This is a genomic window from Neorhizobium sp. JUb45, assembly GCF_004343585.1.
Lineage (GTDB): Bacteria > Pseudomonadota > Alphaproteobacteria > Rhizobiales > Rhizobiaceae > Neorhizobium.
In genome coordinates this window covers 148645-161128 of sequence record NZ_SLYW01000009.1, presented here as the reverse complement: position 1 = coordinate 161128, position 12484 = coordinate 148645, and the positions used below count along the sequence as shown (strand labels likewise).

Annotated in this window: 16 protein-coding genes; 9 read left to right on the top strand and 7 right to left on the bottom strand. The window is 58.4% G+C overall.

Annotation, left to right across the window (positions count from 1 at the left end):
• Nucleotides 1-208: 208 nt before the first annotated feature.
• The 6 genes from pqqA (at nucleotide 209) to pqqE (ending at nucleotide 4320) form a co-directional block, all read left to right on the top strand.
• The gene (gene pqqA, locus EDF70_RS24950) at nucleotides 209-304 is read left to right on the top strand and encodes a pyrroloquinoline quinone precursor peptide PqqA (protein WP_132279243.1); all 96 of its coding nucleotides are present in this window, start codon (nucleotides 209-211) and stop codon (nucleotides 302-304) included.
• Between the two features lie 214 nt (nucleotides 305-518).
• The gene (locus EDF70_RS24945; protein ID WP_132279240.1) at nucleotides 519-1175 is read left to right on the top strand and encodes a YceI family protein; all 657 of its coding nucleotides are present in this window, start codon (nucleotides 519-521) and stop codon (nucleotides 1173-1175) included.
• Nucleotides 1172-2077 (top strand): pyrroloquinoline quinone biosynthesis protein PqqB, encoded by a 906-nt coding sequence (gene pqqB / locus EDF70_RS24940; protein WP_132279237.1) that lies wholly within the window; start codon nucleotides 1172-1174, stop codon nucleotides 2075-2077. Before EDF70_RS24945 ends, pqqB begins: the two co-directional genes overlap by 4 nt.
• Nucleotide 2078: 1 nt before the next feature.
• Nucleotides 2079-2870: a pyrroloquinoline-quinone synthase PqqC gene (gene pqqC, locus EDF70_RS24935; protein ID WP_245519344.1), complete on the top strand. Its 792-nt coding sequence runs from the start codon at nucleotides 2079-2081 to the stop codon at nucleotides 2868-2870.
• Complete coding sequence (pqqD, locus tag EDF70_RS24930; protein ID WP_132279231.1) at nucleotides 2867-3178, top strand: pyrroloquinoline quinone biosynthesis peptide chaperone PqqD; 312 nt, start codon at nucleotides 2867-2869, stop codon at nucleotides 3176-3178. Before pqqC ends, pqqD begins: the two co-directional genes overlap by 4 nt.
• 50 nt (nucleotides 3179-3228) lie before the next feature.
• Complete coding sequence (gene pqqE, locus EDF70_RS24925; protein WP_245519343.1) at nucleotides 3229-4320, top strand: pyrroloquinoline quinone biosynthesis protein PqqE; 1092 nt, start codon at nucleotides 3229-3231, stop codon at nucleotides 4318-4320.
• Between the two features lie 117 nt (nucleotides 4321-4437).
• Here pqqE and EDF70_RS24920 read toward each other — a convergent pair whose 3' ends face one another.
• Together EDF70_RS24920 and EDF70_RS24915 are read right to left on the bottom strand one after the other, a co-directional pair.
• Nucleotides 4438-5076 (bottom strand): NAD(P)-binding domain-containing protein, encoded by a 639-nt coding sequence (locus EDF70_RS24920; protein ID WP_132279228.1) that lies wholly within the window; start codon nucleotides 5074-5076, stop codon nucleotides 4438-4440.
• A 30-nt stretch (nucleotides 5077-5106) separates the two neighbouring features.
• Nucleotides 5107-5871 carry an inositol monophosphatase family protein gene (locus EDF70_RS24915; RefSeq protein WP_207908319.1) on the bottom strand — a complete coding sequence of 255 codons (765 nt, stop codon included), beginning with the start codon at nucleotides 5869-5871 and terminating at the stop codon, nucleotides 5107-5109.
• Between the two features lie 133 nt (nucleotides 5872-6004).
• On the opposite strand from EDF70_RS24915, the gene EDF70_RS24910 reads away from it, so the two are divergent.
• Complete coding sequence (locus EDF70_RS24910; RefSeq protein ID WP_207908318.1) at nucleotides 6005-6598, top strand: TetR/AcrR family transcriptional regulator; 594 nt, start codon at nucleotides 6005-6007, stop codon at nucleotides 6596-6598.
• 133 nt (nucleotides 6599-6731) lie between these two features.
• Here the strand turns inward: EDF70_RS24910 and EDF70_RS24905 are convergent, their stop codons facing one another.
• From EDF70_RS24905 to EDF70_RS24890, 4 genes are all read right to left on the bottom strand, one after another.
• Entirely contained in the window at nucleotides 6732-7028 is a 297-nt protein-coding gene (locus EDF70_RS24905) for a hypothetical protein (RefSeq protein WP_132279222.1), read from the bottom strand.
• 339 nt (nucleotides 7029-7367) lie between these two features.
• Nucleotides 7368-8129, bottom strand: coding sequence for an alpha/beta hydrolase (locus EDF70_RS24900; protein ID WP_132279219.1), 762 nt, complete (start codon nucleotides 8127-8129; stop codon nucleotides 7368-7370).
• Between the two features lie 189 nt (nucleotides 8130-8318).
• Nucleotides 8319-8759, bottom strand: coding sequence for a heme-binding protein (locus EDF70_RS24895; RefSeq protein ID WP_132279216.1), 441 nt, complete (start codon nucleotides 8757-8759; stop codon nucleotides 8319-8321).
• A gap of 61 nt (nucleotides 8760-8820) precedes the next feature.
• Nucleotides 8821-9519 (bottom strand): type 1 glutamine amidotransferase domain-containing protein, encoded by a 699-nt coding sequence (locus tag EDF70_RS24890; protein ID WP_132279213.1) that lies wholly within the window; start codon nucleotides 9517-9519, stop codon nucleotides 8821-8823.
• A gap of 147 nt (nucleotides 9520-9666) precedes the next feature.
• On the opposite strand from EDF70_RS24890, the gene EDF70_RS24885 reads away from it, so the two are divergent.
• Nucleotides 9667-10599 carry a LysR substrate-binding domain-containing protein gene (locus EDF70_RS24885; RefSeq protein ID WP_132279210.1) on the top strand — a complete coding sequence of 311 codons (933 nt, stop codon included), beginning with the start codon at nucleotides 9667-9669 and terminating at the stop codon, nucleotides 10597-10599.
• 48 nt (nucleotides 10600-10647) lie between these two features.
• Here the strand turns inward: EDF70_RS24885 and EDF70_RS24880 are convergent, their stop codons facing one another.
• Nucleotides 10648-11652: a LacI family DNA-binding transcriptional regulator gene (locus EDF70_RS24880; protein WP_132279207.1), complete on the bottom strand. Its 1005-nt coding sequence runs from the start codon at nucleotides 11650-11652 to the stop codon at nucleotides 10648-10650.
• Nucleotides 11653-11894: 242 nt separating this feature from the next.
• On the opposite strand from EDF70_RS24880, the gene EDF70_RS24875 reads away from it, so the two are divergent.
• Nucleotides 11895-12464: a sugar dehydrogenase complex small subunit gene (locus EDF70_RS24875; RefSeq protein WP_132279204.1), complete on the top strand. Its 570-nt coding sequence runs from the start codon at nucleotides 11895-11897 to the stop codon at nucleotides 12462-12464.
• Nucleotides 12465-12484 lie beyond the last annotated feature (20 nt).

The window sequence follows — 12484 nt, the reverse complement described above, 5'->3', positions numbered from 1 at the left end:
ACTTGGGACGGTCATTTCGACCGCCCCAAGCGCAATCCGCGGCAAATTGATAGCTATGGCTGCTGCCAGCTCTCATCCTTGCTGTGAACCAGATATGTTGAGTGCAAGCCACGAAACATGTGCGTGAGAACAGGCTCCTCTCAACCGGAACCTGCGAAAAACCCTAGATCGGCCGCATGAGCCGCTAAGTCTTACAAGGAGTTTCAACATGAAATGGTCTGCACCGAAGTTTACTGAAGTCAGCTGCGGAATGGAAATCAACCGCTATGCACAGCCGGATGGCGATGAGCCCGTCCTGTTCTGATAACCTGACGTCCGCATTCTGAACAATCAGGACGGGCGTGTACAAAATCTACCGGCGGCATTTTTTGACAGTGTCAGTTGCAACGCGCTGATGGTGATGCCGCCGGTGACCAACAAGCCAAATCTCGCTCTCGAATGTGCATTGCACAGTGAGGCGACCGGATGCGATGCGAACCCGCACTAGCGGTCGGCATCGAATTGAAAGCGAAATTCAGATGTCATTGAACCGGCTTGCCCTGTCGATTGCTGCAAGCGCTACGCTTTTTTCGTGCGCAGCCCTGGCCGCCGATGGAACCGGTGATCCGGCGCCTTCCGGCATCTATTTTGCAGACCCGGCACATTCCAGCGTGATCTGGAAGGTAAAGCATCTTGGCCTTTCCAACTATACCGCGCGTTTCACACGTATGACGGCCGAGTTGAAATGGAGTGCGGAACGTCCCGACACCTCTTCCGTCATCGCCACCATCGACCCCCTCTCCGTTCAGACGAATTTCCCGTTTCCCGAGCGCGAGGATTTCGACAAGGAGATCGGTGCCGAAGACCGGTTTCTGGCCGGTAAACCAATCCACTTTGTGTCGCGCCAGGTTACGGTGATCGATGCACATCGCGGGACTGTCACTGGCGATCTGACATTGCGTGGCGAAACTCATCCTGCGACGCTCAACGTCACCTTCAACGGCTCGATGGCGCGGCAACCAGCCGAAGACAGCCCGAAGATCGGCTTTTCCGCCGAAATGACCTTCAAGCGAAGCGAGTGGGGACTTGCACCAAAGATCAAGTCGGTCGATGACGAAGTCACCGTCATCATCGAAACGGAGCTGCAGCCACCTCGAACATCTGGTCAGGTCAACGGGCAGAAGCCTGCGAAATGAACGGGATTCGCTTCATCGTCCTCGGCTCCACCGCAGGTGGCGGTCTGCCGCAATGGAATTGTAACTGCGCCAATTGCGCCGCCGCGCGTGATCCGGCCTCTGGCCTTCGGCCCCAGACGCAATCGTCGCTGGCGGTCAGCACCAACGGCGCCGATTGGGCGCTCTTCAATGCTTCTCCCGATATTCGCCAGCAGATCCAGCAGACACGCGCGCTTCATCCCGAATCGCTCCGCCACAGCCCGATCAAGAGCATCGTCATCACCAATGCCGATGTAGATCATATCGGTGGGCTTCTGACGGTTCGGGAAAAACAGCCTTTCGAGCTTTTCGCTACCTCTGCAATCGAGCGCGTTCTCGACGACAATCCGGTATTCAAGGTTTTGGATCCTGCCCATGTGACGCGCCGCACGGTTCGCCTTGACGAAGATTTTTCGCCACTTCCCGGTCTTCAGGCGCGGATGTTCGCCGTGCCCGGCAAGGTGGCGCTTTATCTTGAAGAGGGTGAGCCTGAACTGGGCCTGGAAGGCGAGCAGACGATCGGCATCGAATTTCTGGCCAGCGGCAAGCGCGCCTACTATATCCCCGGCTGCGCCACCCTTCCGGACTGGCTGGCGGACCGCATCCGCGGCGCCGATCTCGTCTTCTTCGACGGCACGCTCTACACCGACGACGAGATGGTGCGCGCCGGTACCGGCGTGAAAACCGGGCAGCGCATGGGGCATATGTCGATCTCCGGACCGCATGGAAGCCTTGCGCATTTGTCCAAACTGGGCATCGGACGGATGGTCTATGCCCATATCAACAATACCAACCCGATCTGGCGCTGCGGCCCGGAAAGGGCGGCCGTCGAGGCGGCCGGATTTGCCGTCGGATTTGACGGCATGGAGATCGATCTTGCCTGACATTTACAACGCCGCTCAAAACAGAACCGAGTTCGAAGCCCGGCTGCGCGCCATCGGCGACGCCCGCTATCACGACAAGCATCCGTTTCACGGCATGCTGCATAGGGGCCATTGCAACATCATGCAGGTTCGTGCCTGGGTGATCAACCGCTTCTATTACCAGAGCCGGATCCCGGTGAAGGACGCGGCATTCATGTCCCGCTGCGAGGACGCCTCGATCCGCCGCGCCTGGCGCAAGCGCATCGAGGACCATGACGGCGGCGTCGAAGAAGGTGGCGGCATCCGCCGCTGGCTCAAGCTTGCCGAAGCCGTTGGCCTTGACCCCGATTACGTCGCCTCCAACCGCGGCGTGCTGCCCGGCACCCGGTTCGCCTGCGACGCTTATGTGCGTTTCGTCCGCGACATGCCGATGCTCGATGCGGTCGCCGCCTCGCTGACCGAGCTGTTTGCGCCGACGATCCACAAGAACCGCATTGCAGGACTGATCGAGCATTATGCCTTCGCCAATGACGAGGCGCTGTCCTATTTCCGCAAACGCCTCGACGAGGCGCCGGTCGATGTGGCCTTCGGCCTCAACTATGTGCTCGACCATGCTGACACGAAGGAGAAGCAGGACGCCGCTGCAGCAGCGCTGACCTTCAAGACCGACGTTCTATGGGCTCAGCTCGATGCGCTTCATCACGCCTACGTCTTACCGGCGCTTCTGCCGCCGGGCGGCTGGGACGGCCGGGAAGGCGTAATTGGCGACCTCGATCAGCCCGTGCTGAAGCAAGTCCAGGGAGTAACGGAATGAGCGAGCCGGTGGTTGACAGTGCTGCCCTCACTATCACCGGCCAGACCGTCGCCAAGCTGGCGCGCGGGGTGCGGCTGAGGGAAGATCCGGTGCGCGGCCAGAATGTCCTGCTTGCGCCCGAACGGGCGCTGGCACTCGATGAAATCGCGGTGATGATCGTCAATGCGCTCGACGGCGAGCGCAGCCTGGATGCAATCGCTGATGATTTTTCAGCAAAGTTCGGGGCGCCCAAGGACCAGATACTTGCCGACGTGATCGCTTTTGTCGGTGAATTTTCCAAGCGCCGGATGCTGGAGCTGAAATCGTGAACGAGCATGTGACAGTGGGACCGACAAGCGAGTGGACGGATGCGGATGGCGTGGTCAAGCGCATCCGTATCCCGGCCCCAATCGCCATGCTTGCCGAACTGACGCATCGTTGCCCGCTCGCCTGTCCCTATTGCTCCAATCCTCTTGAACTGGAAGGCGTCAAGACCGAGCTGTCCACCGAGGAGTGGATTTCGGTGTTTAAACAGGCGGCCGCCCTCGGCGTGCTACATCTGCATCTGTCCGGCGGTGAACCGGCGTCCCGGCGCGATCTCGTCGAGTTGACGGCCGCCGCCGCCAAGGCCGGACTCTATACCAATCTCATCACCTCCGGCATCGGGCTGACCGAAAAGCGCATCGCCGAACTGTCCAATGCCGGACTCGACCATCTTCAATTGTCGATCCAGGGCGCGACGCCCGAGCTTGCCGACCGCGTCGGCGGCTACAAGGGCGGCTACGGGCGCAAGATCGCGGTTGCCCAATGGACCCATGCGGCCGGCATTCCACTCACCGTCAACGCCGTCTGCCACAAACAGAACATGGAACAGATGGGCGAAATGCTGGATCTGGCCGTCAAGCTCGGCGCGCGGCGCATCGAGATTGCGACGGTGCAGTTCCACGGTTGGGCCGACAAAAACCGCCAGGCGCTGATGCCGACCAGGGAACAGTTCCTCAAGGCGAATGCCTTTGTCGAGGACGCCCGCAAGCGCCTCGAAGGCATCATCGTCATCGATTATGTCGGCGCCGACCACCACGCCTCCTATCCCAAGGCATGCATGGGCGGCTGGGCGCGCACCGGCCTCAACGTCACCCCATCGGGCAAGGTTCTGCCGTGCCACGCCGCCGAGACTATTCCTTCGCTGCAATTCGACAATGTGCGCGACAAAGCGCTCGAGACGATCTGGTACGAAGGATCTGCTTTCAACGCCTATCGTGGCGACAGCTGGATGCCGGAACTCTGCCGCAGCTGCGAGCGCAAGGCGGTCGATTTCGGCGGTTGCCGCTGTCAGGCCATGGCTTTTGCGGGTGATGCATCGGCCACCGACCCTGTCTGTATTCGTTCACCGTTGCGCCAGCTTCTGAACGAACAGGCCGAAGCGGATAGCCGCGTTGAGGCACCGCTCTTCGTCTACCGCGGAAGATGAGGTGAGCAAATGCTTCTGGGGTGGCGCCGATCTGATCAGCGACAAATTCAGCATGGCGAGGGTCTCGCTCACGGGTATCTTTGACGAGTCCGCCGAACGATATGTCCGCCTTTGATCTCATCTTGCGATCGTGAGTGCGAACGGATCGAATCCGTGCTTCGCGATTATCGCCGGCACGAAATTCATGAAGGATTCAGGTCCACGAGCTGACCGAATGCCCCCTAGGTCCTCGATAAGTTCGCCCCGCCAGCCAAAACCTTGCAACAGGCCGCGAATAATATGTTTCGCTTCGTCATTGTTTCCGGAAAGGAAGGCGACAGGCATGACCGACAACGCGTTCGGATTGCAGATGACCGAAAACAGCATGGTGTTCAGCGTCTTCACAACGGAGGTGTCCGGCAAGGCTTCCTGAAGTTTTTCGCCGACGCTGCTATCCGGGTAGGCCAGGCCGATTGGCATGCCCTTATCGTCCCGCTTGAGCGCATTCGACACGTCTACGAGGATCCTCCCCGCCAACAGTCCCGAGAGAGGCTTCAAGAACTCGACGCTCGTTTCTCCGGGCGTGGCGTTAAAGATAACATCGCTTTCCTGGATGGCTTCCGAACTCGTCTTGAATATCGTTGAAGGCCCCGTCCAGTTCTGTGCTGAGCGATCGACATCGCGGACGCCAATTGTGAAAGGACGTCCGGACGCAGCCAGCCGGGTGGCGATGGCTTTAGCGACCCGGCCTGCGCCGAGAATGGTGATGTTCGTCATTTCTTTTACCTGTTTGAAGGATTGTGAAAATTACGAGAGACCGCCGAGCAGGCGATGCATGGGAGCTGAAAGTTGAGGAGGAGAAGCCAGGAAGCTGCTGCTGGCCATTGACCATGGCTTTCCTGCGACGTCTGTAACCAAGCCGCCAGCCTCCTGAACGAGTAGCGCTCCTGCGACCAATCCTGAGCGGATGGCACTGAATTGCCAGAAGCCGTCCATTCTTCCGTCGGCAACCTGGATCAACTGCATGGTTGAAGGCACTGAGACGCGAACAGTTAGTGCGTGCTGCAGCATGAGAGAAGTGGATTCGCCTATCAGGCGATGCACAGTTACGCCTTCACCTGGACTTGCTTGGCCGGTCCCGAGCATGGAGCCGCTCAGGTGCCTTTTAGCGGATACGTTGATCCTCTTTCCGTTTAGGAACGCCCCACCTCCCCTGCTTGCTGAATATATGTCTCCCGAAAGCGGTACGTGAACCGCCGTATGGACCACCTCGTTGTCACGTATCAGTGTCGCAGAAACGCACCAATCCGCCACACCGTGTACGTGATTAACGGCGCCCTCCACCGGATCGATGATCCACCATTCTCCCGGGGGAAGCAGACCCTCAGATGTCTCTTCATCGTCCACCACCGCACTTGGGATAACGGCCGCCAATTTACGCTTCAGAATGGCAGTAGAAACTGCATCGTTTTTACGGATGAGTTCAATGATCTCTTCGATTGTTGTCGGTATTCTGCTGTCCGAGACGCGGTCTTTGATCGCGCTCCCTGCACAGACAACGGCGTCGATCACCCCACAGAGAATCCGGCTTTCGTTTGGTATCTGATGCATTTTCCAGGACCTTTACACCCTCGTAAGCGAATGTCTAAATTATGTGAGCATTTGCTCTCATTCGACAACTCGCATACGGACAGGACGATCCGACATGAACAAAAAGCCGGGAATGCCGCGCAAACGGCCAAAACAAGCGCGCTCCGCGGTGACCGTCGCAAATATACTGGAGGCTGCAGCTCGCATTCTTGAGAGCGAAGGTTCAACAGGATACACGACGAACGCGGTCGCCCGAGTAGCGGGGGTGAGCATTGGCTCCCTGTATCAATACTTCCCGACGAAGGAGGTGATAACGCGGGAGCTCATTGCGTTGTCGAACAATGCGTTGCTGGCGGACATTCAGAGGATTGCGGATTTAACGCCACCAAAAGAAAGGCTCGCCGGAATTCTTGACGCGGCCGTCAAGCACCAACTGCGTCGGCCAGCTCTGGCGCGCCTGCTGGACCAACTGGAGAGCCAGTTGCCAGTACCGCCGGATACCGAAGCGCGAAAAATTCTTGTCGAGATTATCAGAGTCAGCCTGACGGCTGCCGGGTTCGACAGAGCGCCCGAAGTCGAAAGCCTGGATGTGATCGCAATCACGAAAGGGTTAGTCGACGCTGCTGGCGAGCGCGGCGAGACAAACCAGGAACTGCTTTCTATCCGCGTCAAACGTGCGGTGTTTGGCTATTTGAGGCAACCGGATTGACGACATCGCACGCGGTTGTCCTGAAACGTCGCGGCTGGCGCTTGTCTCCCAGTCTAACGTGGATCGTCACAGGATGTGATCGGGTTCGCAAGGTGCCGTCAGGCACCCTTCAGGGATACGCCCGTTTTGAAGGCTACAACCGGAGTGCCCATGACGCGACGTAGGTTGGTTTCACCGGAAACGCCTGGCCGAGCCGCCGCTTCGCCGGATGAACATAGACCGTGACAGCGTCACGCGCGACCTCGGCCGCCGCTTCGACGTCATCGATCTTGAACTCACGCCTTCGAACGCCATCCATCAGAATTGAAGCCACAAGCCGTGTGATCGCTGCGGCGTAGTTCCTGACAAGCTCCAGGCGCTCGTCGACGAACCTACGATAGAGCTGGATCGCCGCAAACAACCGTCGCCCAGAGTGCGAAACGATTGCCATCCGTCCACCGACGATCTGGGGCTAGGGAATGCCAATGCTCGCTCATATGGCCGAGACGGGGGAAAAGGGGGAACTGGCAGTGGGTCGATCAGGGCAATCAAGCGATGTCCACCTGTCACGTCGATAACCTCATCGAGGACGGTGGCGGCGAACGAAAGCGCCGGGCGGGCGAGTGCTGCCGGAACGTAGGCCGTGGCAGCATCGGTCTCGATAGCCCGAAGAAGATTGTGGGCTAACGGACGGGTGGAAAGAATATCCGTCATCGGGGAACTTCAGGGCGAGAAGCAAATTGATGGGCATGGCGGGCCGAGACGAAAACGACCCACCATGACATCGGAGTTACTTCGCGGCCTCGAGGATCAACTTCGCCACCACGTCCGGGTGCGACAGCATGACGACATGGCTTGCAGCCACCTCGACGGCTGTCGCCTTGAGCCGCTTGACCTGATCTCGCTGGAGCTGCGGCGGGATCACCTTATCGTTGGTGGACACAACCTCGAAGGAAGGAACAGTGTGCCAGGCGGCCTGCGTAACGGGCGTTGAAACGGCCTTAACGCCAAATGCACCCTGTGTGGCCGCTATTAATGCACGCTCGCTGCGAGGCAGATCCGGCGCGAAGTAGTCGAAGATGCCTTCGTCAGTGAATTTCAGATATCCAGCATCATCCTGCTTGATGAACGGCCTGCCTGGCGCATCCGGATATGGCTTCTGCGTATCGAGTACCGACTGGCCGACCTCTGGCGCATAAGCCGCGACATACACCAGTGAATGAACCTTCGGATTGACACCCGCCTGCGTGATGACGGCACCGCCATAGGAATGGCCGACCAACACGACCGGGCCTTCAGCGTCGGCAATCGCCCGGTCGGTGAAGGCAACGTCATTTTCCAGTGTGTCCAACGGGTTCTGGACCGCCACGACTTTCAATCCTGCCTTCTTCAGAAGCGGGATGACCTTGTTCCAAGACGAACCGTCGGCAAATGCTCCGTGAACGAGGACAACGGTCTTGGCCTTGAAGTCTGCCGCAGCGGCCGGCAGAGCGACACTGGCTGTGATTGCAACAACGGCGACAGCCGAGATGAGCGAGTTCAGGAGTTTCATTTCATGCATCCTTTTGAAAAAATATTGATGGGGAGAGAGAACAGGCGCGCACTTGTCCTGTCCCGACCAACCGAAGTTGAAATCGGGCGCCACGCTTTGCGATGAGGGATCAAGCCACGCATATGCGGCTTTCAGAATGGAATTAGATTGCGGGGCCGATGGTTAATTGGCTTCAGCACCATGTTTGGCCTAGGCACCACAGGGGACAAGACGTTCGGCCAGAATTCCAGCGCCAGCCTCCGCGATGGCCACATCTTCTGCGACGGTGCCGCCGCTGACGCCGATCGCACCGATCGCTTGCCCATTGAATTGGATGGGGACGCCTCCCCCGAACACGACGACGCGACCGTTGTGGGAATGCTGAATTCCGAAGAGCTCAGCACCCGGTCGAGCCAATACGCTCAGCCTGTCAGTCCCGTTGTTGAAGATCTGAGCGGTGAACGCTTTGTTGATCGCCAGTTCAACGGATCCCGACATGGCCCCGTCCTGGCGATCGAAGGCAAGCAAGTAGCCGTCTGGACCAATGACGGCGATCGAGCATGGGACGTTTAACTCGTCCGCCTTGGACTTTGATGTCTCGATCATCTCCCGGGCCTGTGCAGCCGAGAGCGTTGGTTTGAGGCTGATCATTTCGATATCCGATTTTCGGGCGGCCGACCGCCGACTGCTGGCGGTCGGCCACGATGCTGAATCAGGCTACCCGGATACGGGTCTGGCGCAGGGCGGTGAGCAGAGCTTCGGCGGCCTCACCGGAAGATCCCGGGTTCTGGCCGGTGATGAGTTGGCGATCGACGACCGTGTGAACGCCCCAATCCTTCACTTTGGAGAACACGGCACCTTGAGCGATGAGCACGTCCTCGACCAGGAAAGGGACCACCTTGGTCAGGCCAACGCCTTCTTCTTCAGTGTTGGTGAAACCGGTGAGGTAGCGACCCTGAGCAAACGGCGAGCCGTCGGCATTCTTGACATGGCGCAGCACGCCCGGAGCATGGCAGACAAGGGCGATGGTCTTGCCGGCGGCGATGAAGGATTCGATGAGCGCGATGGAATTCATGTCTTCAGCCAGATCCCACATCGGGCCATGGCCGCCGGGATAGAAGACCGTATCAAAATCCTTCTGGTCGATGCTGTCGAGGCGCACCGTCTGGGCGAGCTGTGCGTTAGCGTCGGCGTCTGCCTTGAAACGAGCCGTCAGTTCGGTCTGGAACATCGGTTCGTCGCTCTTCGGGTCGAGCGGCGGTTGGCCGCCCTTGGGCGAAGCAAGCGTGATCTCGGCGCCGGTGTCCTTGAAGACGTAATAGGGAGCTGCCAGCTCCTCAAGCCAGAACCCGGTCTTGCGGCCGGTGTCACCGAGCGTATCGTGCGAAGTCAGCACCATGAGAACTTTCATCGTCTTATCCTTTGATGGTCGCGGCCGGACCGGCCTGGATTGTCGATCAGCGCTGCTGGCCTTTCGATGAAGTGATCATGTCATCTGCATAGATATTTGAGAAATTTACTTGTTGGATTTCAGATATTCACGTGCGATTATATCTGTATGAAATACGATCTAAACCTTCTGCCCGTCTTCCTCGCTCTCATGGAGGAGCGAAGCGTCACCCGCGCTGCCGCTCGCCTCGGCATAACGCAGCCTGCGCTGTCGAATTCGCTCAATCGGCTTCGCGACATGCTCAAAGATCCGCTGTTTATCCGGGAGCGCTACGGCATCAGACCAACACAGCTTGCCGAGGAGATCGCGCCGACGATCGAAGCCGCATTGGCGCAGCTTGACGAGCTGGTCGTCCACCAACAGGATTTTGATCCGGCAAGCGCGGAGCGCCTTTTTTTAATCGCACCAAACAGCTACGTCGAACTTGTGTTGATGCCAGCGCTGGTGGCAAGGCTGCGAGAGCAAGCGCCCGGCATCAAGCTACGCATGACACCATTTGGCAATGACCTCGCTGATACTGGCGTCATTTCGGGGACGACCGCCATCGTGCTTGGGCGAGTCATCGATCCCCCTGACAACCTTGTTGTCCAGCACCTAATGGACGACGGACTGGCTTGCATCGTCCGCCACGATCACCCGGATGTCAGCGCCAACCTGACGCGCGACCTTTACGAGAGCCTGAAGCACGTCAACGTGTTGCCACCGGGTCGAATTCGTGCGGGCCTGTTCCAGGCGCTGGGGCAGCAGAACCTCAAGCGCGACGTTGCAGTCTCTGTCACACACTTTCTCGCCGTCCCCGAGATGATCGCAGTCACTGACTACTGCGCAACCCTTCCTCGACTGATCTGTCGTAGCCTGGAGCGCGACCCTCGGCTGAAGGTCGTTGAAGCACCTGTCGATCTTGGAACATTTCCAGTCGAGATGGCTTGGCACGTGCGATATCGACACGATCCGGCACATCGTTGGCTTAGGGGTGTGGTGGGCGAACTTGTCGAAAACCTAGTACGCACTGGAATTAAACCAATCTCGCGCACCCATTAGCCACCATCGCTTAAAGGGATACGTTACGGAAACCTGCCTTCCAGCCAGCTAGGGGTCCCTGCGCACAGCGGTGGATCTTCTCGCTATGAGTTCTGATCGAATGACCCTTGAGCGTTTTTCTATCGAAGGTTCATCAAGCATCAGAGTTAGGAGTTGGATGGCCGCAGCTGCATGAGCATGAGGATCCTGGCGAAGAGTGGTCAGAGAAATGGTCTCGCTGCCAGACGCTGGAATATCGTCATAACCCGCAACGGAAATATCCTGTGGCACACGTATCCCACGCCGATTAAGCTCGTTGATAACGCCGATCGCAGTCAGATCATTGTCCGCGAAGATCGCCGTCGGCCGGTTTTCCTCCCGAAGAAGAAATTCAACACCAACCCGGCCTGAATCGATGTCATGAGTCCCGGGCACCTCGATCATCGGAAGTTTCATTTCCGTCATGATACGCCGGTATCCAGTCTTTCGTTCGCGCGCGCCTGCCTTGTTGCCGCCTTCGATATGGGCAATCCGGCGATGACCGAGGTCTATAAGATGGCGAACAAGCCTGATGCTCGCATCCTCGTCATCTGAGCTGACAGCAGCGACATCGAGGTTCGGCAGTTGTCGCCCCAGATACACGCAGGGAAGCGTTTTCGAAAACGCCACCACTGCCTCATCGCTCTGCGGAGTAGAAATGAGGAAAACACCGCGGGCACGCATCGATAAAAGCCGATCGCTCTCGGCCAGAACCGCTTCATCATTGATGGCGCGCAACGATACGATCGCGTCATAGCCGATCGCGGCAAGCCCTGTATCGAGCTGTTGTGCGAGCAACATATGGAAAGGGTTCAACGGCTCACCGATCACGATGCCGATGCTGGTGGAGTGAGAAGAGGCCAGTGTTCGTGCAGCAAGGTTCGGCCGATAACCGATCTCACGGGCGGCCGCTTCCACGACCGCGCGCGTTGCTACAGTGACCCCTGGATCTCCTCTCAGCGCACGCGACACTTGGGCGCGCGATAAGCCTGAGGCACGAGCGACATCATCGAGCGTTATCGTTACTTTTTTCAACGGCCAGTCCTCCTACCCATTGTTTTTACGGAAAAATATGGCGTTCGGCAACATTGCGCAACTTCTATTAAATCGAATTGACGCTGCGGCGAATTGCCTCTATATCTCGAAATGAGAGCGCTCTCATTGATTGATGTCAATTCCATCAATCAAGTCCGCCGTGGTGCATTGGGAGGAATGACACCATAAAACAATGCCACCGGCTGGCCCGTTTCGCGGTCGCCACCTCCCAGGATATCGTCATGAAAGACTGTCCCCAAGCCGATCCATCTTCAAAGGGATTAAGCAGGCGCAATTTGTTGAAGGCGCTCACATACTCTGTTCCCGCCGCCTGGCTGGCGACCGGCAGCCTCACGGCGTCCGGCGCACTTGCGCAAGTGGCCGCAACTGCCAAGGCGCCTGCCGACTTTATGCGGATTTCAAGGCTGCTAACCGGCCATCCGGAAATTGACGACACGCTTGCGGATATGGCCTGGTCGGCTCTCGTTCGCCGCGATGATGGTTTCGAAGCGGCCTACGCATCTCTGGTTCAGGCGATCCAGGTAGCCGATCTTCAAGAGTTTACGGACCTGCCGCAATCACCGGCCATGTCCGATCCCGCACATAAAGCAGCGGCCGTTTCGCTGATTTCAGCCTGGTATCTCGGCCGCGTCGGCGAGGTTCTTGAGCGAGCCGAACCGGGCCCGGATTTCATTACCTATACCGGCGCCCTGATGTGGAGGCCGACGCTGGATGTTACCGTCCTGCCGACCTATGCGCGCGCCGGTCCGGGCTATTGGGCCGCCGCTCCGGCATCCCTCGCCACCGACTGACACTCCCCAACTCCCCTTCA